This window comes from Pseudomonas sp. NFIX10 (assembly GCF_900111955.1).
Lineage (GTDB): Bacteria > Pseudomonadota > Gammaproteobacteria > Pseudomonadales > Pseudomonadaceae > Aquipseudomonas > Aquipseudomonas fluorescens_AA.
Genome location: NZ_FOKH01000002.1, coordinates 149,657 through 176,633, shown reverse-complemented (window position 1 = coordinate 176,633; position 26,977 = coordinate 149,657). Strand labels below are relative to the sequence as shown.

Here is a 26,977-nt window from a genome sequence, read left to right as displayed (position 1 = left end):
AAGCTGCTTTAGAGGTCGTGAGATGAGTAAAAACAGGTACCCCCGATTACTAGGCTTGTTGCCGCTGCTCGGCACGTTGCTGCTGGGAGGCTGCAACATGACCTTGCTCGATCCCAAGGGCCAGGTCGGCCTGGATGAACGAAACCTGATCATCACCGCCACACTGCTGATGTTGCTGGTCGTCGTGCCGGTCATCGTCATGACCTTCCTGTTCGCCTGGAAGTACCGCGCAACCAACACCAAGGCCACGTACACGCCGAAATGGTCCCATTCGACCAAGATCGAAGTGGCGGTGTGGACGATTCCAGTGCTGATCATCATTGCCCTGGGTTACATCACCTACAAGTCGACCCACGCCCTGGACCCTTACCGTCCGCTGGATTCGGACGTCAAGCCGATCACCATCGAAGTGGTTTCGATGGACTGGAAATGGCTGTTCATCTATCCGGAACAAGGCATCGCCACCGTCAACAAGATCGTGTTCCCGGCCCACACGCCGATCAACTTCAAGGTCACCTCCGACACCGTGATGAACTCGTTCTTCATCCCGGGCCTGGGCGGCCAGATCTACGCGATGGCGGGCATGCAGACCAAGCTGCACCTGATCGCCAACCAGAACGCCGAACTCGACGGTATCTCCGCCAACTACAGTGGCGCGGGTTTCACCGGCATGAAGTTCAAAGCAATCGCCACGACCCAGGAAGATTTCGACGCCTGGGTCAACGATGTGAAGAAGGCACCTAAACAGCTTGAAAAAGCTGAATACGAAGCCCTTTCCAAACCGAGCCAGAACAACCCAGTCGAGCTCTACTCGTCGGTTACGCCGAACCTGTTCCAGACCATCATCGACAAATATGAAGGGATGAATCCAGGCAAGCCGATGCACCACGAGAAGAACGAGAAGGAAGTGGCTCACAACATGGAAGGGATGGACATGAGCTCGCATTCAGCTGCCGGGGCAGAGGAGTAAACGATGTTTGGTAAATTAAGTTGGGAAGCGATCCCGTTCCACGAGCCGATTGTCATGGTGACCCTCGCCATCATCGCGCTCGGTGGTCTGGCATTGTTTGCAGGCATCACTTATTTCAAGAAGTGGACCTACCTGTGGACCGAGTGGCTGACCTCGGTCGACCACAAGAAAATCGGCGTGATGTACATCATCGTCGCCATGGTCATGCTGCTGCGCGGTTTTGCCGACGCCATCATGATGCGTACCCAACTGGCCATGGCCACCGAGGGTTCGCCTGGCTACCTGCCGCCTGAACACTATGACCAGATCTTCACCGCTCACGGTGTGATCATGATCATCTTCATGGCGATGCCATTCTTCACCGGCCTGATGAACCTTGCGGTGCCGCTGCAGATCGGCGCCCGTGACGTTGCCTTCCCGTTCCTGAACTCCTTGAGCTTCTGGCTGCTGGTGTCCGGCGTGGTGCTGATCAACCTGTCCCTGGGCGTTGGCGAATTCGCCAAGACCGGCTGGGTGGCCTATCCGCCGCTGTCGGGCTTGCAATACAGTCCGGGCGTGGGGATGGATTACTACATCTGGGCGCTACAGCTATCCGGATTGGGTACGACGCTGACGGGGGTCAACTTCCTCGCCACCGTGGTGAAAATGCGTACCCCTGGCATGAAGCTGATGGACATGCCGATCTTCACCTGGACCTGCACCTGGGCCAACGTCCTGATCGTCGCTTCCTTCCCGATCCTGACCGCTACCCTGGCTTTGCTGACGCTTGACCGCTACATGGATTTCCACATTTTCACCAATGAACTGGGTGGAAATCCGATGATGTACGTCAACCTGTTCTGGGCTTGGGGTCACCCTGAGGTGTACATCCTGATCCTGCCGGCGTTCGGGATTTTCTCCGAAGTCATCTCGACCTTCTCCGGCAAGAAACTGTTTGGCCACCACTCGATGATCTACGCTTCCGGCGCGATCTCGGTACTGGGCTTCATGGTCTGGCTGCACCACTTCTTCACCATGGGCTCGGGTGCCAGCGTCAACGCCTTCTTCGGCCTGGCGACCATGCTGATTTCGATCCCGACGGGGGTGAAGCTGTTCAACTGGTTGTTCACCATCTACCAGGGCCGCCTGCGCTTCACCAGCCACGTGATGTGGACCCTGGGCTTCATGGTGACCTTCGCCATCGGCGGCATGACCGGCGTACTGCTGGCCATCCCGGGTGCTGACTTCGTGTTGCACAACAGCCTGTTCGTGATCGCGCACTTCCACAACGTGATCATCGGCGGCGCCGTGTTCGGCTACATCGCCGGCTTTGCCTTCTACTTCCCGAAAGCGTTCGGCTTCAAGCTGCACGAAGGCTGGGGCAAGGCAGCGTTCTGGTTCTGGATCACCGGCTTCTTCGTCGCGTTCATGCCGCTCTATGTACTGGGCTTCATGGGCATGACCCGTCGCTTGAACACCACCACCAACCCTGAGTGGGTGCCGTACCTGTACGTCGCCATGTTCGGTGCGGTGATGATCGCTGTCGGCATCGCCTGCCAGTTGATCCAGTTGTATGTCAGCGTGCGCGACCGCAACAAGCCAGAGAACATGTGCGAACACGGCGACCCGTGGAATGCCCATACCCTGGAATGGTCGACCTCTTCGCCACCGCCGTTCTACAACTTTGCCGTGCTGCCGAAAGCGGACGTGATCGACCCGTTCACCGAAGCCAAGGAAAACGGTACCGCGTATCCGGTCCCGGCCAAGTACGAGCCGATCCACATGCCCAACAACACCGCCACCGGTGTGGTCATGGGGGCGCTGCTGACCGTGTTCGGCTTCGCGATGATCTGGCACATCTGGTGGCTGGCCATCGCCAGCCTGGTCGGCACCGTGGTGTATTTCGTGATCCATGCCGCCCGTGACGATCAGGGCTACATGGTGCCGGTGGATGTCATCGAGCGCATCGAAGCCGAGCAGCACAAGCGCCTGGTAGCGGCCGGGAAAGTCCCCGCCTCCGCCACCCGTGTTGAAACCTCGTTGGAACAGGCTTAAACCATGTCGAACTTAGTGACCACTGTTGGACACGCCCATGGTCATGACCATGGGCACGATGACCATCACCACGACTCGGGCGAGATGACCGTATTCGGTTTCTGGCTCTACCTGATGACCGACTGCATTCTGTTTGCGTCGATCTTCGCGGCCTACGCGGTGCTGGTTAACAACGTCGCCGGTGGCCCGTCGGGCCACGACATCTTCGAACTGCCTTATGTACTGGGCGAAACCGCGCTGCTGCTGTTCAGTTCGATCACCTACGGCTTCGCCATGCTGGCGTTGTTCAAAGGCAAGAAAACCCAGGTACTGGGTTGGCTGGCCATGACCTTCCTGTTTGGTGCCGGCTTCATCGGCATGGAGATCAACGAGTTCCACATGTTGATCTCCGAGGGCTACGGCCCTAACCGCAGTGGCTTCCTGTCCGGGTTCTTCACCCTGGTCGGCACCCACGGTCTGCACGTGACCAGCGGCCTGATCTGGATGGCGATCATGATGTATCAGGTCCAGAAAAACGGCCTGACCGCCACCAACAAGACGCGCCTGAGCTGCCTGAGCCTGTTCTGGCACTTCCTGGACGTGGTGTGGATCTGCGTATTCACCGTTGTTTATCTGATGGGGACCCTGTAAATGGCTAACGCACATTCCCATGATGGCCATGACGCCGGCCACGGCAGCGTCAAGTCCTACGCCATCGGTTTCATCCTGTCGGTGATCCTGACCGTCATCCCGTTCGGCCTGGTGATGTACCCGTCGCTGCCCAAGAGCCTGACCCTGTGGATCATCCTGATCTTCGCCGTGGTCCAGGTATTGGTGCACCTGGTGTACTTCCTGCACCTGGACCGCTCCGCCGCCCAACGTAACAACGTGGTCGCGTTTGTCTTTGCCGCGATCGTGATTGTCCTGCTGGTTGGCCTGTCGTTGTGGATCATGTTCAGCATCCACACCAACATGATGGCGCACTGAGGAAAGTCCGGATGTCCCTGAAGCACTTTATCCAAATCACCAAGCCGGGGATCATTTTCGGTAACGTGCTTTCTGTGGCAGGCGGGTTTTTCCTGGCCTCGAAAGGGCATGTCGATCTGGCCATCTTCCTGGCGGCGATGATCGGCACTTCCCTGGTGGTGGCGTCCGGTTGCGTGTTCAACAACTGCATCGACCGCGACATCGACATCAAGATGGAACGCACCAAGAATCGCGCGCTGGTCCAGGGCCTGATTCCTGTGCAACTGGCCCTGGCATTCGCCACGGTGCTGGGCGTAGCCGGGGTGGCGCTGCTGTACTGGGTGGCCAACCCGTTGGCGGCGTTGTTCGCTGTGATCGGTTTTGTCATCTACGTCGGCCTCTACAGCCTGTACCTCAAGCGCAAGTCGGTCCACGGCACGCTGGTGGGCAGCCTGTCGGGGGCGATGCCGCCGGTGATCGGCTACGTGGCGGTGAGCAACAGCTTCGACATGGCGGCGCTGACGCTGCTGGTGATGTTCAGCCTGTGGCAGATGCCGCACTCCTACGCCATTGCGATCTTCCGCTTCAACGACTACCTGGCGGCCTCGATTCCGGTGCTGCCGGTCAAGCGCGGTATCCTGGTAGCCAAGAAGCACATCCTGCTCTACATCCTGGCCTTCCTGGTGGCGACCTTGATGCTGACCTTCAGCGGCTACGCCGGCATGAGCTACCTCGCCGTCGCCGCCGCCATGGGCATGTACTGGCTGTACATGGCCTGGACCGGCTACAAGGCGGTGGATGACACGGTCTGGGCACGCAAGCTGTTCGTGTTCTCGATCTTCACCATCACCGCCCTGAGCGTCATGATGTCCCTGGACTTCAAAGTGCCAAGTGAGCTGCTGCTGACGTACGCGCCTTAAGCTTCAGACGTTGCAAAAAAAGCCCCGCCTTCGAGAGAAGCGCGGGGTTTTTTGTCTAGGTGGGGCATGGATTGGCTGTCATTCATCGCAATAGATTATGGTTTGTTGAATTGTAGGCAATTTGCCTATAGTTTCTGCCATGCATACCCTATTTTTTGAAACGACTACGTTCACGGCCACGGTTGGTCATTATCTGAGTGACGATGAATATCGCCTGCTTCAGTCCTATATGCTGCAGCATCCAGAAGTCGGTGACGTCATGCCACGTACCGGCGGCTTTCGTAAGCTGCGCTGGTTCGATGAACGTCGTGGGAAAGGCAAACGTGGCGGGTTGCGAGTCATTTACTATTGGCTCATGAATGATCGTCAGTTCTGGATGTTCGCGATCTATAACAAGGACGAGTTGGAAAACCTGACCTCCGAGCAAGAGAAGATGCTCAAGCGCGCCATAGAAGCAGAGTTGAAAGTGCGAGGGACCTTATGAAAAAACGTGATCTGTTTGCCGAGATGATGCAAGGCGTCGGGGAGATGGCTGCTCAACGGGAGGGTAAGATTACCCTTCGTCAGATATCGATCGAAGACAAACCGGTTCCCGAGGTGTCGGCGCAAGAAATCGTAGCGTTGCGCGACAAGCTCCATATGTCTCAGGCCGTTTTTGCCAAGAGCATCAGGACCAGTCCTGGCACCCTTAGGAATTGGGAGCAGGAGAAGTCCAAACCCAATGCCCAGGCGGCTTTGTTGATCAAACTGGTCGAGAAGTTTCCAGACATGGTCGAGCGGCTCGGCACTGTTTGAGGCATTCATACCCCCCATGAAAAAGCCCCGCCTTCGAGAGAAGCGCGGGGTTTTTTCATGGGGCTTGCGGGCCGTCGATGTTCCTGTGGGAGCGAGCTTGCTCACGATAGCGGTGGCTCGGCCACCGCCAAGCGCGTATCCGACTCGCTCGGCACCGCATGAAGAACTATGTCGGCCATCTGATGGTGTCGCGCTCTGTTGACCCCCTAGCAAGGTGATGCGACTTCCGCCCGCCGACGAGATCGTCATTGTCGCCGGTACATCACCGATCCGCGTGAAGAACGCGCTGGTTCGAGGAAAGACGGTTTCAGGAACGGCTTCTCCTCCATCAGCGATCTCAAACGCCAATTCCGGACGATTGAAAAGAATTAATGGATTTCCAAGCATAGATCGTTTCCACAGGCTTGGTTACCGTATCACTCAATTATGGAGGCGATACAGTGATTAGCATCTCGGTCCATGCCACAGCCGCGCCTGTAGCCGTTCGCTTCGAAGGACGATTGGGCGCTCTGCTTACAATATTTTTGTCTATTTCTGGGCTGTTCTTTCCAATTCCAGCGTCCGCCCAAGACGCTGATGGCGCACGCCTGTTTCAACAACGCTGCGCGACCTGCCACAGCATGGAAGCTGGCCAGAACAAGGCCGGTCCGCATCTGTCAGGCGTCATCGGCCGGACTGCTGGTAACGTCGAAGGCGCCACCTATTCAGATGCGATGCGGGCTTGCGGTATCACCTGGGACAGCCGAACCCTCGATACCTTCCTCACGGCGCCGGCCCGCATGGTTCGCGGCACACGGATGACCGTCGCCATTCCCAACGCAACCCAGCGGGCGGCGATTATCCAGTATCTCGAAGGCCAATCGGCCAATTAAAGATCTAGGAGCAGCACGCATGACAGCCTTCACGATCAACGGGCGCGCGATTGATGTCACCACCGAACCGAATACACCACTTCTTTGGGTGATCCGGGAACATCTGAAGCTCACGGGCACCAAATTCGGTTGCGGGATTGCACAATGCGGAGCCTGCACCGTCCATGTCGACGGTGAGCCGACGCGCTCTTGCCAGACCTTCCTGGAGGATGTCGCCGGCCGGGAGGTGACAACGATCGAAGGCCTGTCGCCGGACGCCAGCCATCCGCTGCAGAGGGCCTGGATCGCTGAGCAGGTGCCGCAATGCGGCTACTGCCAATCCGGCCAGATCATGCAGGCGGCCGCCCTTCTCGCGGCCACGCCTCGTCCGACCCGCGAACAGATCGTCGACCACATGGATGGGAATATCTGCCGTTGCGGGACCTATGTCCGCATCATCAGCGCGATCCAGCGCGCAGCAAGGGAGGGCTGAACCATGATTCCGATCCCACGGCCTGAAAGCCGCGTGCTGTCGCGGCGTAGTTTTCTCGTCACGGCCGGTAGCCTCGGCATCGCTGTCGCGTTCGGGAGCGTGTCCGACCTTGTTTGCGGCGCAGCCATGGCGCCCACCGCCGAGGGCGACTTCCGTCCCAACGCCTGGATCACGATTGGCGCGGATGGCACGGTCAGCATCATTTCGCCGGCCGTCGAAATGGGACAGGGCATCACGACAACGCTGCCTCTGCTCGTTGCTGAGGAACTGGATGCCGATTGGAACCGCGTGCAGGTGGTCCAGGCGCCCTCCGACGCGCAAACCTACGGCAATCCAGGCTTCTACGGGATTCAGCTTACCGGCGGCAGCGAGTCGACGCGCGGGTACAACGCGCTGCTTCGCCTGACCGGTGCCCAGACACGATTAATCCTGCTGGCGGCCGCCGCTGGCCTCCTGAACGTGCCGGTGAGTGAGCTCGAGACCGGGCTCCACAGGGTTCTGCATCCCTCCTCGGGGCGCTCACTCGACTACGGTGAGATCGCTGCCAGGGCGGTGCTTCCCGATCCACTGCCGCAGGCGACAGAGGCCAACCTGAAGCAAAGCCACAGGTGGCGCTATATCGGAAGCAGAGCGATCCAGCGCATCGACGTACCCTCGAAGGTCAATGGAACCGCGGTCTACGGTATCGACGTTCAGCTTCCCGACATGCTCTACGGGGCGGTCCTGCGGGCGCCGGTTCAGGACGAACGGCCAGAAGCCATCGATGACGCCGAAGCGCGGGACGTGCCGGGTGTCACCCATATTGTCCCACTGCCTTATGGGGTCGGCATCGTCGGCGAGACGGTTGAAGCGACCATGCGTGCGAAAGACCTGCTCACCGTCACTTGGAGCGGGACGTCAAGGGTTCGCAACTATTCAAGCCAGCGGCTGCTCGACGAGTATCGAGCCGTCGGTCGTGACCTCGGCAAGCAAGGCGTTCCGGCGCACGTAGCGGGTGACGCCGAGACGGCTATCGCCGGGGCCGCGACGGTCATAGAAGTCGATTACATGAGTGACCATGTCGCCCACGCGACCATGGAGCCGATGAACGCCACCGCGCTGGTGTCCGGCGACAGGGTCGAAATCTGGGCGCCAACCCAGGGACCAACGGGCACCCAAGGCTTCGCAGCGCAAGTGGCGGGCACGACGCCCGACAAGGTGAAGGTCAACACTACCCTGCTTGGCGGAGGCTTTGGACGCAAGGCCGAGGCCGACTTCATCATCGATGCGGTGTCTTTGGCCAAGGCTGTGGAGGGGCGGCCGGTCAAGGTCATCTGGAGCCGCGAGGATGACGTTCGCCACGACACGTTCCGGCCGCTCGAGGCGCAGCACGTCAGGGTTGGGCTGGATGCACAGGGGAACATCGTCGGCTGGCGGCACAGGATCGTGGCGGACTCCATTTTTGCGCGAACTTTGCCGCCGGTGTTCGCGAAGGCAGGTGGTCACGACGACGTCGTGACCGAGGGCGCCAAGTTCAACTACGCTGTGCCAGCCCATCAGATCGAATACCTGCGGCAGGACAATGGCCTCGCCATCGGATTCTGGTTCGCGGTGGGGGTCGGCTATACGAGATTCGCGATCGAATGCGTCGTCGATGAAATTGCTGCGCTCAGAGGTGTCGATCCGGTCGCGTTGCGGCTGGAGCTGCTCAAGGACCAGCCGCGCGCGCGCAAGGTGATCGAGACCGTTGCCCGGATGGCTGAGTGGGGGCAGACGCGGGACGGTCGGGGGCTCGGTTTGGCCTACGCCGACGCTTTCGGTTCGCATTGCGCGCAGGTCGCCGAGGTTTCGCTCAACCGAGACACCGGTGCGATCCGGGTGCACAAGGTCTGGTGCGCGATCGATCCCGGCGTGGCGATCCAGCCCCTCCATATCGAGGCCATGATGATGACCGGCATCACCAACGGTACCGGCCATGCGCTGTTCGAGCAAATCAATGTCATCGACGGTGAGGTGCAGGAGTCGAATTTCGATACGTACCGGGTGATCCGAATGTCCGAGGCGCCTGAGATAGAAGTGGCGGTGGTGCCGACGCCCGGGAGTCCTTTCGGCGGCATTGGTCAGGCAGGCCTTCCCCCCACGGGGCCGGCAATCGCCAACGCTGTCGCGCGGCTCACCGGGGGAGTGCGGCTTCGCCACTACCCGTTCACGCCAGAACGCATGAAGGCAGCTCTGGATAGCTGAACCTTCTGTGGCAACGCAGCCCTCTACAACTGGCTAGGCGAACGACTTTCGATCGGTAGGCAAGTCTCCAGCGACAGAGCTGGTCTCTGGATCCACCTTCAGACGACGCCCGTATTGGCGAGGCGAGCAGCCCATGACGCGTTTGAAGGCCGTGCTGAACGCACTTTCCGATTCATAGCCGAGCGAACCGGCAATCGTCGCCACGGGATCGCCTGAGTTCTCCAGCCTGTCGCAGGCAAGCAGCATCCGCCAGCGCGCCACGTACTGCATCGGCGGCTCGCCGACGCGTTCCTTGAACCTGAGCGCGAATGTCGAGCGCGACATGCCGGCGATCTCACCAAGCTCTTGCAGGGTCCATTGGTACGCTGGTTCGGCATGGATTGCCTTGATCGCGGCACCAAGCTGCTTGTCCGCCAAGGAAAAGAACCAGCCGATACGGGCGCCGCCACTCGTGTCCAGATGCACACGTAGTGCCTGCACCAACATCATATGGGCCAAATGCTGCACTACAAGGGCATTGCCGGGCTGTCCTCCACGCAGCTCCTTCATCATTTGCTCGACAGACCAGCGCAGGGCCACCTGTTCGGGCTGCTCGTGGATGTGCACGATCGGCGGAAGCAGGCCCAGCAGCATATCAGCGTGATTGCCCTTCACGCCGAAGCGGCTTCCAACGAGAAACAAGCCGCCGCCACCGTTGAGCGTGACGACACCACCCCTTCGTGCGATCGGGAATATTTCCCCGGCCCCGATGGCCGGCCCATCAATGTTACTGCCAAGCCGGAAAGGTCGACCAGTCGGCAGCACGAAGCAATCGCCGGCCTCCAAGCGCACTGCGTCGCTGACACCCTCGACGGTGAGCCAGCAGGCACCTGAAACGACCACATAGCATTTGATGAGCTTGTGTTGGTCGCCGAATTGAACAGCCCAGTCGCCACCTGCATCGAAGCCAGACGAGACGTAGGCATGCGGCTTAAGCAGAGAAAGGACGTCTGAAAGTGGATCCATGGTTTATATCGGATGATCGCGAAGATAATACGGATTGTTCAGCATAGACAGTCCTAAAGCAACCGCCTACCTTCAAGCCAGAACATAAATGCTGGCACGGCATGTCTACCTGGCCAGCCGACGGGTGCGGTCGCGCCGCACCGCTTTAGCCGTCAATACCGGAGTAAAACATGATCGTTGTAACCGCCCCCACTGGCGATATTGGCCATCAAGTCGTTCAAAACCTTCTCCAGTCGAGCGCGCAAATCCGGGTGATCGCGCGCGATCCATCACACTTGGTCGAAGAGGTGCGAAACAACGTCGAGATCGTCAAAGGCTCCCATGGGGACGCTGGCGTCGTGAACGAAGCGTTCAGTGGCGCCGACGCGGTATTCTGGCTCACGCCTGCCGATCCGAAGGCCACCTCCGTCACAGAGGCGTATGTCGATTTCACACGGCCAGCAGCGGCTGCACTGAAAGAGCAAGGCGTCAAGCGCGTTGTTTCGATCACGGCACTCGGGCGCGGTTCACCCGTCGCCGACAAGGCGGGCTTTGTCACCGGCTCGTTGGCGATGGACGACTTGATCGCCAGTACGGGGGTCGCATTCCGTGGCCTGGCTATGCCGTCCTTCATGGACAACATCGCCCGCCAGGCAATCGCTATCAGAAATCAGGGCAAGTTCTTCCTGCCTATCGCCAGCGATCTCAAACTTCCGAGCGTTGCGACACGCGATATCGCAGCGGTCGCTGCACGCTGGCTACTTAACGACAGTTGGACAGGCCAGAGCGAGGTACCGGTCCTCGGCCCCGAGGACATTTCGTTCGACGACATGGCCGCAATCATATCTGACGTGCTCGGCAAGGCGGTGACCTACCAGCAGATCAGCCTCGACGCCTACAAAGCTCGCTTCGTGCAAATGGGCATGTCCGACGCCATGGCGCAGGGTATGACGGACATGGCCTGGGCCAAGGATCAGGGCCTCGACCTGGCGGTGTCGAGGACACCTGACAATTCAACGCCAACGAGCTTCCGCCAGTGGTGCGAGGACACGCTCAAGCCCGCCGTGCTCGGCTGAGCAGCATTCCGATCCTCAATAGCAGGAGCATCAAGCCATGCATTTGACTGGCCACACCATTCTCATCACTGGCGGCACGAGCGGCATCGGCCGGGGGCTCGCTGAGGCTTTTTACCAGCTCGGCAACCGGGTCATCATCGCTGGCAAATCTCAACCCGACCCAGGTGCCGGTATCGTCACAGAACAGCTCGGCGGCGATGCTGTGCCTCTGGCTCGGCATTACGATTGGCGCCGTGTCGCACACATGACTGGCACTCTCCCCACAGAGTCCTCGGGTGAGGCTTATTGCTGCGCGATGCTGTAGCCGTCGAAGGCTTTCTGCTGTTGCAACGCAGTGACGATGCCTTTGCGGGTGGCCGGTTGTTCGGTGCCGTCATTGTCCAGGAAGGTTTCGCTTTCCAACTCGGCTTCGTCGCCTTCGCCTATGAAGTTGAAGCCCAGGAACTCGAAGGCTTCGCGGTCGACGTTCGGCTTGGAGCGCGGCGTGCGCAAGGGCAGGGTGACGCTGATGCCGTCCTTGCTGATGACAAACACCTCGGCTTCCTTCTTGGCCCGCGAGGCCTTGCCCTTGCTGCCGCTCGGGTTGCTGATGGCCTGGTGGGTCTGGTTCAGCACTTTCAGGGCCAGGCCGTAGACCAGTTCCTGAAACGACGGGTCGTCCTTGTAGCTGGAGAGGATGCGGCTGATCGGGAAGCGGCTGCTCAGGTCTTCCAGGGCCGCGAAGTCGGCGGCTTCGGCGTCCTTGAGCTGTTTGAGCTGGCCCATCAGTTCGTAGGCCTTGTCGTCGTCGAAGGCATCGTGGGCCTGGCGGATGGCGTTGCGCAGTTCGCGGATCTGGTCGCTTTCGCGGTTCGACTGGAACGCATCGAGGACCATTTCGCTGATGGTTTTGGCCTGGGGCAGATGCTGTGAAAGATTGATGGAGTTTTCGTATTCCGCTTTGGACGACAGGGTGACTACGGATTCAGCGGTGTTGGAATCGGACATTGAAATTTCACTACTTCTGTTAGCGGGATGAGGCGAGAAAGGCATTGAGCTTTTTTCCGGTCGCCTAATCTATTGGACCCGAGCGGTGTTGTCACGGTCGGACCGGCAGCAACTGACCATTTGTTGCCGGTGACGGCTTTGCGTCCTGCATCAGGTCCATCAAGCGCAACGCGTCGGCGGTCGCGGCGCCACTGGCGGTGTTGTCGAAGATGCACCAGGTCGGCGTGTCGGGATCGGCTTGCAAGGTTCGGGCGAGGCCCTCCAGCCAGGCGTCTTCGTAAGCTGAGTAGTAGATCCGTGGCGAACCGTGCAGCCGGTAGTAGCGAATGCCAGGCCAGCCAGCGGGTTGATCGCCGCCGGGCAAGGGTGACGGATCGGCGGCGACGCGGCCGATGCACGCGTCTTGCAGGATCGTCGCGGCCTGGGGTACGAGCCAGCTCGGGTGTCGCGGCTCAAGCACCGCATGACCTTGATAACGGTCCCGCAAGGCCTTGAAGAATACTTCGGCCACGGCAGCCTCGAAGGCCAGCGACGGTGGCAACTGAATCAACAGGCAGCCAAGCTTCTCTCCCAGTTGCGAGCATTGCCCGAGGAATTCATCCACAAGCCCTTCGCAGTCGATCAGCCGCCGTTCATGAGTTATCTGCTTGGGCACCTTGACCGAGAAGCGGAAGTCCCCGGCAACGCTGCTGGCCCACTTCGCGTACGTGGCGGGGCGATGCGGGCGGTAGAACGAGCTGTTGATCTCCACGGCGGGGAACCGGCTGCTGTAGCGCTGCAAATGCGTCCCGTCGACAGTAAAGGCCGGCCAATGCTCCCGGGGCAGCGACCAGCCGGCGCAGCCCAGGTAAAGGCGTGAGGAAGAGGGAAGTCGAGTTGGCAAGGGTGCAGGCCTGATCGCAAGGTATACAGCCTATGACCGCTGCGAACGCCTCATGTCTGCATTCTTTTTTGTGTTTGGCCCGGTGTACCGTTCATTCGCAAATCACATTCTTGCCCGCCATCTTGGAGCGATACAGCGCCTGGTCTGCCCGGTGCAGCAACGCCGAGTGCTGTTCATCCTCCAAGCGCTGCACCACGCCAAAACTCATGGTGATCTGGAAGTCGCCCACCGGCAGCAGGTCGGACAGGCCATGGCGGATGCTTTCCGCCAGCAGGCGGGCATCGGCCAGGGTGGTGTTGGGCAAGATCATGATGAATTCGTCACCGCCCCAGCGCACCAGCAAGTCACTGCCGCGCTCGCAGCGCTTGACGCTCTGCACCACTTGCACCAGCGCTGCGTCACCGAAGGCGTGGCCGTAGCGATCGTTGATGTCCTTGAAGTCATCGACGTCCATGGCGATCAGCGACAACGGCTCGCGGAAACGCTGTGCGCGCTCACAGGCCAGCGGTAGCGCCTGGTCCAGGCGATAACGGTTGGCGACCCGCGTCAGGGCATCGGTTTCGGCAAGCCTGCGGTTCTCGTCGAGTTGGAGTTGCAACTGATGATTGACCCGGGACAGTTCGCGGGTGCGTTCTTCGATGATGGCTTCCAAGGATTTGTTATGCCGTTCCAATTGTTCGAACAGACGCTTCTTGTCGTCGATACTGCGATGGGCGCCGATCATGCGTGCCACCGTGCCGTCCGGGTTGCGGGCGATCACGTAGCCGCGATCCTCGATCCAGATGTAGGACCCGTCGCACGTGCGGCAACGGTACTCGGCCTGGTAGCGGTGGGATCGTTGTTCCAGGTAGTCGTCGAACGACGCCATGACCCGTGGGTAATCCTCCGGGTGGATCACGTTTTCCCAGGTCAGCACGGTGTTATCCAGTGAATGAGGCAGGTAGCCAAGCATCGTGTACCAGCCGGGGTTGCGGTAGACGAAGCCGGTGTTGGCATTCCAGTCCCAGATGCCGTCGCTGACCAGTTCCAGAATGGTGTGCAGTACGCCTTCGTCCAGATCGGACAGGTCGAACCGCAGCATGTCGATGTTCGAGGCGTCTCCCATCGTCGTTTCCTCGTCGGCCCTGATATCAAAATGCTCGTCCAAGAGGAAGAGTAGCTGATGGGTGTGTGGGGAACTAGCGGCGGATGTCCAGACGGGGTTCGCTTTTGTGGCGAGGGGATAAATCCCCTCGCCACAGCATCATTGGGTTGGGAGTTGGGGTTTGCCCCATTTCTCCAGCGCAAACTCGACAAAACTGCGTAGTTTCGGCAAACGGTAGCGATCCTGCGCGTACATCAGGCTCATCGGCCGATGGGGCAATTGGTAGTCCTGCAGCAACGCCACCAAGTGCCCATCCTTCAGATCCTGGGCCACCAGGGCGTCGGGCAGCATCACCACGCCCATCCCGGCCAGGGCGGCGCGATGCAGGCCCGAGGAACTGTTGATCAGCATCGGTCCGTTCACCGGAACCTTGATCTCGCCGTCCGGCCCGTTGATGGGCCAGTGATCCTGGGCGAAGCGCCATTCGTCTGCTGCCGAATAAGCAAACGACAGGCAGTCGTGCCGTTGCAGGTCCGCCGGGTGTTCCGGCGTGCCGCGCCGGGTCAGGTAAGCGGGGGAGGCGCAGATGGTCAGGGTGTAGTCCTGCAACGGACGGGCAATCAGTTTCGGGTCGGGATGGCCGAGGCGGATGGCGACGTCGAAGCCATGGTCGAGCAGGTCCAGGCGCTGGTTGGTCAGCACCACGTCGAGCTTGACCTGGGCGAAGCGCTGGCTGAATTCGGCCAGCGCCGGCGAAAGGCGTTCGGTACCAAAGGTCAGCGGTGCGGTGATGCGCAGGGTGCCGGTGGGCTCGCCTTGGGTCTGTTCGGCCAGGCGTTCGGAGTCGGCCACCAGCCCCAGTACTTCCAGGCAGCGCTGGTAGTAGGCCGAGCCGAATTCTGTCAGGCGCTGGCGCCGCGTCGTACGGTTGATCAGGCGTACGCCGAGGCGTTGCTCCAGGGCACGAAGATGGTTGCCCACCATGGTGGTGGACATTTCGCACGCTTGGGCCGCCGCCGTCAGGCTCCCGGTTTCTACCACCTTCACGTAAACGGTCATCGCCTGGAACAGGTCCATTATCAAGCTCAGCTTTTAAATGATTGAAGTAAAGCAGCGTTTATCCAGCCTTTGTGGCTAACCATACTGGAAAAAACCACCCGATGGAGCTTGATGCCATGACCGCTGCCTGCCTGATGACCACCTACCAACCCCTGGCGCTGAATTTCACCCATGGCTTGGGGACGCGCCTGTGGGACCAGGACGGTCGCGAATACCTCGATGCGGTGGCGGGCGTGGCGGTGACCAATGTCGGCCATTCCCACCCGCGGCTGGTGGCTGCCATCAGCGAGCAGGCCGGCCTGCTGTTGCACACCTCCAACCTGTACAGCATCGATTGGCAGCAACGCCTGGCGCAAAAGCTCACCCAACTGTCGGGGATGGAGCGGGCGTTTTTCAATAACTCAGGCGCCGAGGCCAACGAAACCGCGCTGAAGCTGGCGCGCCTCTACGGCTGGCACAAGGGCATTGAGCAGCCCTTGGTGGTGGTCATGGACAACGCGTTCCATGGGCGCACCCTGGGCACCATGTCCGCCAGTGATGGCCCGTCCGTACGGCTGGGCTACAACCGGTTGCCGGGGGATTTTCTCAAGGTACCGTTCGGCGATCTCGCGGCGCTGGAACAGATTCAACAGGCTCACGCCGAGCGCATCGTCGCGGTGCTGGTGGAGCCGATCCAGGGTGAGAGCGGTGTGCAACTCGCTCCACCGGGGTACCTCAAGGCCTTGCGGCAGTTGTGCAGTCGGCGCGCCTGGCTGTTGATGCTCGACGAGATCCAGACCGGCATCGGGCGCACCGGGCAATGGTTCGCGTTCCAGCACGAGGGCATCGTGCCGGATGTCATGACCCTGGCCAAAGGCCTGGGCAACGGCGTGCCCATCGGTGCCTGCCTGGCACAGGGCAAGGCTGCCGAGCTGTTCACCCCTGGCAGCCATGGCAGTACGTTTGGCGGCAATCCGCTGGCCTGTCGGGTCGGTTGCACAGTGTTGGACATCATCGAGGAACAAGCGCTGGTGGATAACGCCAGGCACCAGGGCGAACAATTGCTGAGCCGGCTGCGGACCGAGCTGGCGGACAACCCGAATGTCTTGGCGATTCGCGGCCAGGGCTTGATGATCGGCATCGAACTCAAGCAACCGGTCCGCGACCTGACCCTTCGCGCCGCCCGGGACCACGGTCTGCTGATCAATGTCACCCGGGGCCAGACCATCCGCCTGCTGCCGCCGCTGACGATCGATGGGCGGGAAGTGGAGATGATCGTCAGGGGCGTGAGTCGCTGTCTGGCGCAGGGCTGAGGCAACCGGCCCAGACGACGGTTTTTTATGACGCAGCCGGGCGAAGCGCAACGCAGCGGGACGGAATTTTTAACGATTGCCGCGTTCCAACGCCTGCCAGAGTCGATTGCCTACGCCCTGGCACCCAGACTGAAAACCAGGAGCATTCCATGTTCACCTCGCGTCGCTTGATCGTTGTCGCTACTGCTGTGGCCTTGTTGTCCGGCTGTGCGTCGCCTAACCCCTATGACAACCAGGGCCAGGCCTCTACCGAATCGTCGGGCATGAGCAAAACCGCCAAGTACGGCGGCCTCGGTGCACTGGCGGGGGCGTTGGCCGGTGCGGCCATCGGTCACGATAACCGGGGCAAGGGTGCGTTGATCGGTGCGGCGGTGGTGGGGGCTTCCGCGGCCGGCTACGGTTACTACGCCGACCAGCAGGAAAAGAAACTGCGCGCCAGCATGGCCAATACCGGCGTCGAAGTGCAGCGCCAGGGCGACCAGATCAAGCTGATCATGCCGGGTAACATCACCTTCTCCACCGATTCGGCGAACATCGCCTCCAGCTTCTACCAGCCGCTGAACAACCTGGCCAACTCCCTCAAGGAGTTCAACCAGAACCAGATCGAGATCGTCGGCTACACCGACAGCACCGGCAGCCGCCAGCACAACATGGACCTGTCCCAGCGCCGTGCCCAGAGCGTGGCAACCTACCTGACGTCCCAAGGCGTGAGCGGTGCCAACCTCTCGGCCCGTGGCGCCGGCCCGGACAACCCGGTGGCCAGCAACGCCGACGTCAATGGCCGCGCGCAAAACCGTCGTGTCGAGGTCAACCTCAAGGCCATTCCTGGCCAGCAATACCAGGAGGCGCCGCAGCAGCAGGGGCAGACTTACCAGCAGTACCCATAACGGCTGGGCGATCAATGAAACGGGGGGCCTGGAAACAGGACCCCCGTTTTTTTTGTGGCTGTCAGTTTCTATCCGCCTAATGCCGCCCCTTGTGGTGAGGAGATTTGTGGGAGCAAAGCTTGCTCGCGAAACAGGCGCCTCGATTTTCTGAAAGACCTCACCGCCTTCATCGCGGGCAAGCCTTGCTCCCACAAATCTCCTCGCCACAAAGGTGTTTACTTGAGTGATGGATGGGGATCAATTCGCCTCTTTCACCGCACTCAAGAACGCACACGTACGTTCCTGCCGCGGGTGCTCGAAGATCTGCGCCGGGGTGCCTTGCTCATGGATCTGTCCCTTGTAGAAAAAGCACACCCGGTCGGCGAATTCCCGGGCGAAGCCCATCTGGTGGGTCACCATCAACATCGTCAGGTTATGTTCAGCCCCCAGTTTGCGGATCACGTTCAGCACCTCGCCGCACAGCTCCGGGTCGAGCGCCGAGGTCACTTCGTCGAACAGCATCACCTTGGGGCGCATCGCCAGCGCCCGGGCAATCGCCACCCGTTGTTGCTGGCCGCCGGACAACTGCGACGGGTAATGGTCGAGCTTGTTGCCCAGCCCCACCAGTTCCAGCAGGTCGGCGGCGCGCTCCCGGGCTTCTTTCGGGTTCATGCCCAGCACCTGCACCGGCGCCTCGATCACGTTCTGCAACGCGGTCATGTGGGGGAACAGGTTGAAGCTCTGGAACACCATGCCGATCTTGCCGCGTACCCGGCGGATGTGCCGGTCGTTGGCCGGCACCAGCACGCCATTGCGGTTGAGCATGTGGGTCAGTGAGTCATCCTCGACGCGGATCTGGCCCTGGTCGATGCCTTCCAGGGTCATCAGCACCCGCAGCAGCGTGGACTTGCCCGAGCCGCTGGGGCCGATGATCGCGACCTTTTCTCCCGGCGCGACATCCAGGTTCAGGTGGTCGAGCACCGTGAAACTGCCATAGCTTTTGGTCACGTCCTGGAAACTCACAATTGGCCGGGACGGTGTGGGATCTTGCATGGCCGGGGCCTCCTGCTGTGACGCCAGCGTGCTGCGCCGGGACAAATCGGTGGGCGTGGACAGAGGTAAAGTCATTAGCGTAGCTCCATGCGCGTTTCAAGGCGCCGTACCAGATAAGCCAAGGCAAGGCTCAGGGCGAGGAAAAACAGGCCGACCATCGTGATTGGCTCCAGGTAACGGAAATTCTCGGAGCCGATGTTCTTGGCCTGCTGCATGATTTCCACCACGGTGATCGCCGACAGCACCGGCGTGTCCTTGAGCATCGCCACCAGGTAGTTGCCCAGGGGCGGCACGATGGGCCGCAGCGCCTGGGGCAGGATGATGTTGCGGTAGGCGTTGTAGGGCGCAATGTTCAACGCCGTCACCGCCTCCCACTGCGCCCGCGGCACCGCGTCGAGACCGCTGCGATAGACCTCGGCGATGTAGCAGGCGTAGTGCAGGCCGATGCCGAGGATGCCGACCTGCATGGCCGTCAGGCTCAAGCCGTAGTTGGGCAGCACGTAGTAGAGGAAATACACCTGGATCAGCAACGGCGTGCTGCGGATGAACTCGATTACCGCGGTGGCCGGCCACGACAGCCAGAATTTGCGGCTGCGCCGACCAATCGCCAGGAACAGTCCCAGGACGATCGCAATCAGGAAACCGATCAGGGTAATGCCCACGGTATTGAGGGAGGCGCGCAGCAGGTCCGGCAGGATGTGTGCGGCGTAGGACCAGTCGAACAGCGTCATGACAGACCTCCACGCATCCGGCCCCGGCTCAGCCGTCGCTCGAGGTGGCGCATGCCGAAGTTGATGGCTTGGGCGAGGATGAAATACAGCACCAGCGCCAGGCTGAAGACCTCCAGGGTCTGGAACGTCGCCTGATCCAACTGGCGCGCCCGGAAGCTCAAGTCGGACAAGGTGATCAGCGACACCAGCGAGGTGTTCTTCAGCAGCTCGATCAACAGGTTGGTGCCCGGTGGAATCGCCGCCAGCAACGCCTGGGGCAGGATGATCCGCTTGAAGCGGGTGAAGGCGCTGAAGTTCAACGCCGTGCAGGCTTCGTATTGGCCCTTGGCGACCGAGCTGATGGCGCCGCGCATCACTTCCGCACCGTAGGCGCCAATGTGCAGGCCCAGGCCGACGATGGCCACGGCGTAAGGGCTCAGCTCAACGTTGAAGGGCGGTAGCGGCAGTACGAAGAACAGCCAGAACAATTGCACCAGCAACGAGGTGCCACGAAACACTTCGATGTAGGTGATGGAAAACCAGCGCAACGCGCGCCACGGCGACAGCCGCCCGAGTGCTGCCAGTACCGCCGCGACAATCGCCAGCAGCGAGCCAAAGAAGGTCACCTGGAGCGTGACCCAGGTCCCTTGTATCAATAACGGAAGTAATTCGCCCATGGTTCGACCCGATATCCGATGAAGCAGGGAACAGGCATCACGCCCCAAGCGTCATGCCCGTTTCGGCACGCCAGTCTTGCCGGCTACTGAGCGCAGAGCTCGGCCGCGGTCTTGCTGGTCACGTTGGATTTGTCGAAACCGAATGGCGCAACCGTCTTGAGATGCTCTTCGGAGCCCAGCCACTTTTTCAGCTCGGCATTGACCGCATCGCGCAGGTCCTTGTCTTCGGGACGGAAGGCCAGGGCGCCGTAGCCGATGTGGGATGGGTCGTCCTTGAATTCGGTCATCGCCTCGACCTTGTCGCCGCCCTTGCTGGCCAGGCCTTTCATGGTCAGTTGCGTGCCAACGGCAGCGTCCGCGCGGCCGGCGCGCACGGCTTGCAGTTGTGCGGTGGTGTCGGGGACCTGGAGGATCTGTTCGTCCTTGACCCCGGAATCGCGGGCATAAGCCAGGTTCACCGTGCCGGCCATGATTGCCAGTTTTACCTCCGGTTGCTTGGCGATGTCTTCATAGCTGTGGAGTTTTTTCGGGTTGCCCTTGGCCACGAGCAACGCGTCGGGCAACTGATACTGCGGGTCGGTGAACAACACCTGTTTGCAGCGCGCCGGGGTAATGTACATGCCGGCGGCAATCACGTCGAAGCGACCTGCCCGCAGGCCCGGGATCAGCGAACCCCATTCGGTGAGCACGCCATTGACCTGCTTGATACCCATCCTGGCGAAAATGATCTTGGCGATCTCGGGCGACTCACCGGTGACGGTGCCGTCGGTTTCGGTGAAGGCGAACGGGGTTTCGTTGGCGTAGCCGATCCGGATGCTGCTGTTGCTTTTGACGGTATCCAGGGTCGCCGCTTGAACGCTGCCGGCCAGGCCCAGTACGGCACAGGTCAACAAGAGCCGACGCAAGGGCGCGCAGGTGCTGGGAAGAAAATTGCTCATCGATAAAATCTCCTGTTTCTTGTGGATCCGTCGTTTGACGGCTCTGTGGTAGGAGGCAGTGTTACAAGAGCAAAGCGTACAGCGGCGGATCCGGGCGTGGCCTGGAATCGGGAACGGCGCCGGTACAGGTCGATCCGGCTTTTTGTCGGGGCACTGAACCCGCCTGGATGACGACCTTGGACCGAGCATACAAAAGCCCCGGCATCGATTGCATTGCACTAGGACAATTGCTTTGCCGCGATGGCCGCGCAATGCTGTGCGCACCCCTACACACGCCGGTTGCAGCTGTCATGGATAAATGGAAGTCAGCCTTGGACCTCGCCCGCAGCGGTGAATCCAAATACAAGATTCTGGTGCAGGCCATTGCCGACGATATCGAGCAGGGCAGCCTGGCCAATGACCAGCGCCTGCCGCCGCAACGGCAGGTGGCCGACGCCATGGGCATCAGCGTGCAGACCGTCACCAACGCTTATAAGGAGCTGGAGCGCCAGGGGCTGGTGCGCTGTGAGGTCGGGCGCGGCAGTTTCGTCTCGCGGCGCATGAGCGACCGGGTGGCCACTTACATTCTCGACAGCCCCGAGCGGGCGCTGGTGGATTTTTCCATCACCCGCATCCTGCACACCCGCGAGCATGACCAGGCCTGGCGGGATACCTGCGCGGCGTTGAGCACTGAAGAAGACCAGCCGTGGATTCACGCTTTTCGCCCCATCGCCGGTTTTGAATCCCATCGCGAAGCGGCGGCGCAGTGGATTGGCCGGCAAGGGCTGAAAGTCGACCGTAACGACGTGCTGATCACCAACGGCGCGGCCCACGGGATTTTCCTGGCCCTCGCGTCCTTGGCGGGGCCCGACGATGTGGTGCTCTGCGAAGGCTTGACCGACCACGGCGTGATCGGCAACTCCCAGGTGCTGGGCTTCACCCTCAAGGGCCTGGAGATGGACCGCTATGGCATCGACCCGGAACATTTCGAAGACATGTGCAGCAACGAGCGCATCACCGCGCTGGTGTGCACGCCGAACCTGAACAATCCCACCACCAGCCTGATGCCCGACGCCCGCCGCCGGGAAATCGCCGAGATCGCCCGGCGTTTTGGCGTGCACATTATCGAGGACGATGTGTACGGTCCGTTGCTGGACGAGCGCCGGGCACCGCCCATCAGTCATTACCTGCCGGAGCTGTCGTTCTATTGCACGAGCATGACCAAGTCGGTACTCACGGGGCTGCGCACCGGCTATCTGGTGGTGCCCAAGCGCCTGGCCTTGCGCACCGAGAGCATCCTGCGGGTCAACAGTTGGATGGCCACGCCCATGGTCTCGGAGATCGCCACCCGCTGGATTCGCGATGGCCGCGCCGAGTCGCTGCTGCAGTTGCAACGCCAACTGCTGGCCGGGCGCCAGGCGATGGTCACCGAGTACATGGGCGAGCATCTGCTGGGCCAGCATCCCCACGCCTTGAATGCCTGGATCGGCATCCCGGCCCATTGGGAGGTGGACAGCCTGGTGCGGGCGCTGCGGCACAAGCACATTGCCGTGACTTCCCCCGACCCGTTCACCGTGCGCGGCACCCCCAGGCCCCGCGCGGTGCGAGTGTGCGTGGGGGCTGAGTGCAGCGATGAAGAAATGCGCCATGCCCTGGCGGGGATGCGGGACATCTTCAACCAGTATCCGCAGATCCATGATTTCTGAAATGCCGGATCTGTAAACGACACATCCCCTTGTGGGAGCGAGCTTGCTCGCGATAGCGGTGTATCAGCCACCAGAGATGTTGAATGTGAGGACCCAATCGCGAGCAAGCTCGCTCCCACAGGGGATTGGCTACTGTTCAAGCAAAGTCATTAAATTGCCCTAGTACATTCATCACCGCAATCCAGCCCTCTTAGACTGCGCCCAACACATCCGCTCGGGACGCAGTCATGACAGGGTTGCAGCTTCAGGATATCTACCTCGCTCGCCAGCGCATCGAGTCGCTGGTGCGGCGTACGCCCATGGAGCATTCCCCGAGTTTGTCGCGGTTGATGGGCGTGGCGGTGTACCTCAAGCTCGAAGCCCTGCAAATCACCGGCAGCTTCAAGCTGCGCGGGGCGAGCAATGCCGTGGCGCAGCTCAGCCCCGAGCAGAAGGCCCGGGGCGTGGTCACGGCTTCGACCGGCAATCACGGTCGGGCGCTCGCTTATGCCGCCTCGCAGCAGGGCGTCAAGGCGATTGTCTGCCTGTCGAACCGGGTACCGGCCAACAAGGTGCAGGCGATTCGCGATTTGGGCGCCCAGGTGTGCATCGTCGGCCAGTCCCAGGACGATGCCCAGCGTGAAGCCGAACGCATCGCCCGGGAGCAGGACGCTACCTTCCTGCCGCCCTTCGATCACCCGGCGATCATCGCCGGCCAGGGCACCCTCGGTCTGGAGATCCTCGAGCAGCAGCCGGAGGTGTCCCAAGTGCTGGTGCCGCTGTCCGGTGGCGGTCTGTTCGCCGGCGTGGCCTTGGCGCTCAAGACTGCCAACCCAGCGATCCAGGTCCACGGCATCAGCATGGCCCGAGGTGCGGCGATGCACGCCAGCCTCGCCGCCGGGCAGCCCGTGGACGTCGAAGAACAGCCGACGCTGGCCGACTCCCTCGGTGGCGGCATCGGCCTGGACAACCGCTACACCTTCGCCATGACCCGGCAGCTGCGCAATGACCTGCACCTGCTTTCGGAAGCCTCCATCGCCAATGCCATCCGCCAAGCTTATCACCACGAACGCCTGGTGCTCGAAGGCGCTGCGGTGGTGGGCATCGCGGCGTTGCTCGATGGCTTGGTCGAGCCGCGCGGCCCCATCGTCCTGGTGGTCAGCGGGCGCAATGTCGACACCGAACAACATGCCCGCGTGATCGCCGGCGCCAACGCTTGATAACCCGTTAACGGAGCCTGTCATGAGTGAAGTCACCCTATTGAGCGAAGCCGACCTGCGCAGCTGCGTGGCCCTCGACCTGGCCAGCATCGACGCCATCGAGCAGGCCTTCGTGCTGTTGGCCACCGTCGCCGTGGCGATGCCGCCGATCCTGCGCTTGGACATTCCCGAGCACAACGGTGAAGTGGATGTGAAGACCGCGTACCTGCCGGGCCTGGAACGCTTCGCCATCAAGGTCAGCCCGGGCTTTTTCGATAACCCCAAGCTCGGCCTGCCCAGCCTCAACGGCATGATGATGCTGCTTTCGGCACGCACCGGCCTGCTGGAAGCCCTGCTGCTGGACAACGGCTACCTCACCGCCGTGCGCACCGCGGCGGCCGGGGCGGTGGCAGCGCGGTGCCTGTCCCGTGAGCAAAGCCGCAGCGTCGCGCTGATCGGTGCTGGCGAACAGGCGGCTCTGCAGCTTCAGGCGCTGCGCCTGGTGCGGCCCATCGACGAGGTGCGGGTCTGGGCGCGGGACATGCAAAAGGCCCGGGCGTTCAGTCAGGCGCTGGCGCGTGACAGCGGACTGGCCGTCACGCCATGCGCTTCCATTGACGATGCCGTGGAAGGCGTGGACATCGCCATCACCTGCACTCCCAGTCGCGAGCCGTTGATCCAGGCTCGTCATCTGCACCCCGGCCTGCACATCACGGCGATGGGCTCGGACGCGGAACACAAGAACGAAATTTCCCCGCAAGCCCTGGCGACCGTCGACTGCTATGTCGCCGACCGCCTGAGCCAGACCCGCGTGCTCGGCGAACTGCACCACGCCCTGGCGGCCGGCACCGTTGGCGATGAGGTCGCGTTGCGGGAGCTGGGCCAGGTGCTGGCAGGGCAGCGGGCCGGGCGTACCGACGAGGCGCAGGTCACCCTGTGCGATCTCACCGGCACCGGCGCCCAGGACACCGCCATCGCCAACCTGGCGTTCGAGCGGGCACGGGCGGCGGGCAAGGGCTTTGCGTTCGGCCGCTAGAGCATTTTTCTCATGAGTCATTCAACAGAGGGCAGGTGGATGTCAGAGATCGTCGTCAATCTTCCGTTCCAGCGGGAGGAATACAGTCAACGCCTGGCGAAGGTTCGTGCGGCCATGCAGGCCCAGGGCCTGGAGCTGCTGGTGGTGACCGACCCGTCGAACATGGCCTGGCTTACCGGCTATGACGGCTGGTCGTTCTATGTGCACCAGTGCGTGCTGGTGGCGCTGGAGGGCGAGCCCGTGTGGTTCGGGCGCGGCCAGGATGCCAACGGTGCCAAGCGCACGGTGTTCATGCAGGCCGACAACATCGTCGGCTACCCGGACATCTACGTGCAGTCCCGCGAGCGCCATCCCATGGACTACCTGTCCCGGGAAGTGATCATCGCCCGTGGCTGGGGCGCGCTGAGCATCGGCGTGGAAATGGACAACTATTACTTCAGCGCCGCGGCGTACCTGTCGCTGCAAAAGCATTTGCCCCAGGCGAAACTGGTGGATGCGGTGGGCCTGGTGAACTGGCAGCGAGCGGTCAAGTCGCCCCAGGAAATCGCCTACATGCGCATTGCCGCGCGCATCGTCGAAAACATGCACAGCCGGATCCTGGAACGGATCGAACCGGGCATGCGCAAGAACGAACTGGTGGCCGAGATCTACAGCAGCGGCATCCTCGGCGTCGATGGCCATGGCGGTGACTACCCGGCCATCGTGCCACTGCTGCCCACCGGCGCCGATGCCAGCGCGCCCCACCTGACCTGGGACGATTCGCCATTCGAGAAGGGCGCCGGCACCTTCTTTGAAATCGCCGGTTGCTACAAGCGTTACCACTGCCCGCTGTCGCGGACCATCTACCTGGGCAAGCCACCGCAGCATTTCCTCGACGGCGAAAAAGCCGTGGTCGAAGGCATCGCCGCCGGCCTCGATGCGGCCAAGCCGGGCAACACCACGGGCGACATCGCCGTGGCGTTTTTCAAAGTGCTGGAGAAGTTCGGCATTCACAAGGACAGCCGTTGCGGCTACCCCATCGGGATCAGTTATCCGCCGGATTGGGGCGAGCGCACCATGAGCCTGCGCCCCGGCGACAACAGCGTGTTGCAGCCGGGCATGACCTTCCACTTCATGCCGGGGCTGTGGATGGACGATTGGGGCCTGGAAATCACCGAAAGCATTCTGATCACCGAGACCGGCGTCGAGACGTTGTGCAACGTGCCTCGTCAACTGTTCGTGAAGGATTGACCCATGCCTGACGTGCCCAACAATCCCATCAGCGCCACGGTCGACTTCAGCCGCGAGGGCGTGCAGCACGGTTTTCTCAAACTGCCGTATTCGCGGGACGATTCGGCCTGGGGCGCGGTGATGATTCCCATCACGCTCATCCAGCGCGGCAGCGGTCCGACGGCGCTGCTCAGCGGTGGCAACCATGGCGATGAATACGAGGGCCCGGTGGCCCTGAGCAAATTGGCCCAGCAACTGACCGCCGACGAGGTCAGTGGGCGGGTGATTATCGTGCCGTTCATGAACACCCCGGCGTTCCATGCCGGGCGCCGCACGTCGCCCATCGACAAGGGCAACCTGAACCGCAGTTTTCCCGGCAGGCCGGACGGCACCGTCACCGAGAAAATCGCCGACTATTTCAATCGCACGTTGTTGCCCTTGGCCGACATTGTCCTCGACATTCATTCCGGTGGCCGGACCCTGGATTTCCTGCCGTTCGCCGCTTGCCACGTGTTGCCGGACAAACAGCAACAGGCGCGCTGCGAGGCCGGGATGCTGGCGTTCAACGCGCCGTATTGCATGCGCATGCTGGAGCTGGACGCCGGGGCGATGTACGACACGGCGGCCGAGTCCCAGGGCAAGGTGTTCGTCACCACCGAGCTGGGCGGCGGCGGTTCGTCGACCGCCCGCAGCGTGGCGATTGCCGAGCGTGGGGTACGCAACCTGCTGATCCACGCAGGCATCCTGCGGGGCACGATCGAGTTGCAGCCGTCGTTGGTGCTCGACATGCCGGACGCCAGTTGTTTCATTGCCAGCGAGCACGACGGTTTGCTGGAAATGTGCCGCGACCTGGGGGAGCACGTGACCCATGGCGAGGTGGTGGCACGGATCTACGACACCACCCGTAGCGGCGTCGCCCCGGTCGAATACCGCGCCGCCCGCAGCGGCCTGCTGGCGGCCCGACACTTTCCCGGATTGGTGCAGTGTGGCGATACGCTGGCGGTGATTGCGGATGTGTTGGCGTGACGA

The 26,977-nt window shown here is 61.5% G+C and carries 28 protein-coding genes; 19 read left to right on the top strand and 9 right to left on the bottom strand.

Going from position 1 to position 26,977, the window contains the following annotated elements:
* Nucleotides 1-22: 22 nt before the first annotated feature.
* From cyoA to BM321_RS02630, 10 genes are all read left to right on the top strand, one after another.
* The gene (cyoA, locus tag BM321_RS02680) at nucleotides 23-970 is read left to right on the top strand and encodes a ubiquinol oxidase subunit II (protein WP_060740731.1); all 948 of its coding nucleotides are present in this window, start codon (nucleotides 23-25) and stop codon (nucleotides 968-970) included.
* Nucleotides 971-973: 3 nt separating this feature from the next.
* On the top strand, nucleotides 974-3,004 hold the full coding sequence (gene cyoB / locus BM321_RS02675; protein ID WP_092166162.1) for a cytochrome o ubiquinol oxidase subunit I: 2,031 nt from the start codon (nucleotides 974-976) through the stop codon (nucleotides 3,002-3,004).
* Between the two features lie 3 nt (nucleotides 3,005-3,007).
* Nucleotides 3,008-3,634 (top strand): cytochrome o ubiquinol oxidase subunit III, encoded by a 627-nt coding sequence (locus BM321_RS02670; RefSeq protein WP_003205395.1) that lies wholly within the window; start codon nucleotides 3,008-3,010, stop codon nucleotides 3,632-3,634.
* Nucleotides 3,635-3,970: a cytochrome o ubiquinol oxidase subunit IV gene (cyoD, locus tag BM321_RS02665; protein WP_014340102.1), complete on the top strand. Its 336-nt coding sequence runs from the start codon at nucleotides 3,635-3,637 to the stop codon at nucleotides 3,968-3,970.
* An 11-nt stretch (nucleotides 3,971-3,981) separates the two neighbouring features.
* A complete protein-coding gene (cyoE, locus tag BM321_RS02660; protein WP_063324463.1) occupies nucleotides 3,982-4,869 on the top strand; it encodes a heme o synthase in 888 nt (295 codons plus the stop codon).
* A 139-nt stretch (nucleotides 4,870-5,008) separates the two neighbouring features.
* Entirely contained in the window at nucleotides 5,009-5,353 is a 345-nt protein-coding gene (locus BM321_RS02655) for a toxin (RefSeq protein WP_092166164.1), read from the top strand.
* Nucleotides 5,350-5,664 (top strand): helix-turn-helix domain-containing protein, encoded by a 315-nt coding sequence (locus BM321_RS02650; protein ID WP_092166166.1) that lies wholly within the window; start codon nucleotides 5,350-5,352, stop codon nucleotides 5,662-5,664. Before BM321_RS02655 ends, BM321_RS02650 begins: the two co-directional genes overlap by 4 nt.
* Before the next feature lie 440 nt (nucleotides 5,665-6,104).
* Nucleotides 6,105-6,536: a c-type cytochrome gene (locus BM321_RS02640; RefSeq protein ID WP_092441424.1), complete on the top strand. Its 432-nt coding sequence runs from the start codon at nucleotides 6,105-6,107 to the stop codon at nucleotides 6,534-6,536.
* A gap of 19 nt (nucleotides 6,537-6,555) precedes the next feature.
* Nucleotides 6,556-7,008: a (2Fe-2S)-binding protein gene (locus BM321_RS02635; RefSeq protein ID WP_092441423.1), complete on the top strand. Its 453-nt coding sequence runs from the start codon at nucleotides 6,556-6,558 to the stop codon at nucleotides 7,006-7,008.
* 3 nt (nucleotides 7,009-7,011) lie between these two features.
* Nucleotides 7,012-9,231 carry a xanthine dehydrogenase family protein molybdopterin-binding subunit gene (locus BM321_RS02630; protein ID WP_092441422.1) on the top strand — a complete coding sequence of 740 codons (2,220 nt, stop codon included), beginning with the start codon at nucleotides 7,012-7,014 and terminating at the stop codon, nucleotides 9,229-9,231.
* 33 nt (nucleotides 9,232-9,264) lie between these two features.
* Here the strand turns inward: BM321_RS02630 and BM321_RS02625 are convergent, their stop codons facing one another.
* Complete coding sequence (locus BM321_RS02625) at nucleotides 9,265-10,236, bottom strand: AraC family transcriptional regulator (protein ID WP_092441421.1); 972 nt, start codon at nucleotides 10,234-10,236, stop codon at nucleotides 9,265-9,267.
* Between the two features lie 170 nt (nucleotides 10,237-10,406).
* On the opposite strand from BM321_RS02625, the gene BM321_RS02620 reads away from it, so the two are divergent.
* Nucleotides 10,407-11,291 (top strand): NmrA family NAD(P)-binding protein, encoded by an 885-nt coding sequence (locus BM321_RS02620; RefSeq protein ID WP_092441420.1) that lies wholly within the window; start codon nucleotides 10,407-10,409, stop codon nucleotides 11,289-11,291.
* 37 nt (nucleotides 11,292-11,328) lie between these two features.
* Nucleotides 11,329-11,595 carry an SDR family NAD(P)-dependent oxidoreductase gene (locus BM321_RS30645; RefSeq protein WP_092441419.1) on the top strand — a complete coding sequence of 89 codons (267 nt, stop codon included), beginning with the start codon at nucleotides 11,329-11,331 and terminating at the stop codon, nucleotides 11,593-11,595.
* On the opposite strand, the gene BM321_RS02610 is transcribed toward BM321_RS30645, so the two are convergent.
* The 4 genes from BM321_RS02610 to BM321_RS02595 all read right to left on the bottom strand — a co-directional run bounded on the left by BM321_RS02610 (nucleotide 11,574) and on the right by BM321_RS02595 (nucleotide 15,322).
* Nucleotides 11,574-12,278 (bottom strand): hypothetical protein, encoded by a 705-nt coding sequence (locus BM321_RS02610; RefSeq protein ID WP_092166168.1) that lies wholly within the window; start codon nucleotides 12,276-12,278, stop codon nucleotides 11,574-11,576. The genes BM321_RS30645 and BM321_RS02610 overlap by 22 nt on opposite strands.
* Before the next feature lie 91 nt (nucleotides 12,279-12,369).
* Entirely contained in the window at nucleotides 12,370-13,161 is a 792-nt protein-coding gene (locus BM321_RS02605) for a DUF72 domain-containing protein (protein WP_092441418.1), read from the bottom strand.
* 91 nt (nucleotides 13,162-13,252) lie between these two features.
* On the bottom strand, nucleotides 13,253-14,266 hold the full coding sequence (locus BM321_RS02600; RefSeq protein WP_092441417.1) for a sensor domain-containing diguanylate cyclase: 1,014 nt from the start codon (nucleotides 14,264-14,266) through the stop codon (nucleotides 13,253-13,255).
* A 138-nt stretch (nucleotides 14,267-14,404) separates the two neighbouring features.
* The gene (locus BM321_RS02595; protein WP_092329501.1) at nucleotides 14,405-15,322 is read right to left on the bottom strand and encodes a LysR family transcriptional regulator; all 918 of its coding nucleotides are present in this window, start codon (nucleotides 15,320-15,322) and stop codon (nucleotides 14,405-14,407) included.
* A gap of 98 nt (nucleotides 15,323-15,420) precedes the next feature.
* Between BM321_RS02595 and BM321_RS02590 the strand changes: the two genes are divergently transcribed.
* Nucleotides 15,421-16,596, top strand: coding sequence for an aspartate aminotransferase family protein (locus BM321_RS02590; RefSeq protein ID WP_092329504.1), 1,176 nt, complete (start codon nucleotides 15,421-15,423; stop codon nucleotides 16,594-16,596).
* A gap of 149 nt (nucleotides 16,597-16,745) precedes the next feature.
* Nucleotides 16,746-17,483 carry a YiaD family glycine zipper/OmpA-like lipoprotein gene (locus BM321_RS02585; protein ID WP_092441416.1) on the top strand — a complete coding sequence of 246 codons (738 nt, stop codon included), beginning with the start codon at nucleotides 16,746-16,748 and terminating at the stop codon, nucleotides 17,481-17,483.
* 237 nt (nucleotides 17,484-17,720) lie between these two features.
* Here the strand turns inward: BM321_RS02585 and ehuA are convergent, their stop codons facing one another.
* The 4 genes from ehuA to ehuB form a co-directional block, all read right to left on the bottom strand.
* Complete coding sequence (gene ehuA / locus BM321_RS02580) at nucleotides 17,721-18,590, bottom strand: ectoine/hydroxyectoine ABC transporter ATP-binding protein EhuA (RefSeq protein ID WP_371856604.1); 870 nt, start codon at nucleotides 18,588-18,590, stop codon at nucleotides 17,721-17,723.
* Complete coding sequence (gene ehuD / locus BM321_RS02575) at nucleotides 18,590-19,246, bottom strand: ectoine/hydroxyectoine ABC transporter permease subunit EhuD (RefSeq protein ID WP_092441415.1); 657 nt, start codon at nucleotides 19,244-19,246, stop codon at nucleotides 18,590-18,592. The genes ehuA and ehuD overlap by 1 nt, the downstream gene beginning before the upstream one ends.
* Complete coding sequence (gene ehuC / locus BM321_RS02570; protein ID WP_092441414.1) at nucleotides 19,243-19,902, bottom strand: ectoine/hydroxyectoine ABC transporter permease subunit EhuC; 660 nt, start codon at nucleotides 19,900-19,902, stop codon at nucleotides 19,243-19,245. The genes ehuD and ehuC overlap by 4 nt, the downstream gene beginning before the upstream one ends.
* Before the next feature lie 83 nt (nucleotides 19,903-19,985).
* Nucleotides 19,986-20,840: an ectoine/hydroxyectoine ABC transporter substrate-binding protein EhuB gene (gene ehuB, locus BM321_RS02565; RefSeq protein ID WP_092329517.1), complete on the bottom strand. Its 855-nt coding sequence runs from the start codon at nucleotides 20,838-20,840 to the stop codon at nucleotides 19,986-19,988.
* 290 nt (nucleotides 20,841-21,130) lie between these two features.
* On the opposite strand from ehuB, the gene BM321_RS02560 reads away from it, so the two are divergent.
* From BM321_RS02560 to doeB, 5 genes are all read left to right on the top strand, one after another.
* The gene (locus BM321_RS02560) at nucleotides 21,131-22,525 is read left to right on the top strand and encodes a MocR-like ectoine utilization transcription factor EhuR (protein ID WP_092441413.1); all 1,395 of its coding nucleotides are present in this window, start codon (nucleotides 21,131-21,133) and stop codon (nucleotides 22,523-22,525) included.
* 227 nt (nucleotides 22,526-22,752) lie between these two features.
* Nucleotides 22,753-23,724, top strand: coding sequence for a hydroxyectoine utilization dehydratase EutB (gene eutB / locus BM321_RS02555; protein WP_092441412.1), 972 nt, complete (start codon nucleotides 22,753-22,755; stop codon nucleotides 23,722-23,724).
* A gap of 22 nt (nucleotides 23,725-23,746) precedes the next feature.
* Complete coding sequence (locus BM321_RS02550) at nucleotides 23,747-24,739, top strand: cyclodeaminase (protein ID WP_092441411.1); 993 nt, start codon at nucleotides 23,747-23,749, stop codon at nucleotides 24,737-24,739.
* 39 nt (nucleotides 24,740-24,778) lie between these two features.
* Complete coding sequence (gene doeA / locus BM321_RS02545) at nucleotides 24,779-25,969, top strand: ectoine hydrolase DoeA (protein WP_092441410.1); 1,191 nt, start codon at nucleotides 24,779-24,781, stop codon at nucleotides 25,967-25,969.
* A 3-nt stretch (nucleotides 25,970-25,972) separates the two neighbouring features.
* Nucleotides 25,973-26,974, top strand: coding sequence for a N(2)-acetyl-L-2,4-diaminobutanoate deacetylase DoeB (doeB, locus tag BM321_RS02540; RefSeq protein WP_092441409.1), 1,002 nt, complete (start codon nucleotides 25,973-25,975; stop codon nucleotides 26,972-26,974).
* Nucleotides 26,975-26,977 lie beyond the last annotated feature (3 nt).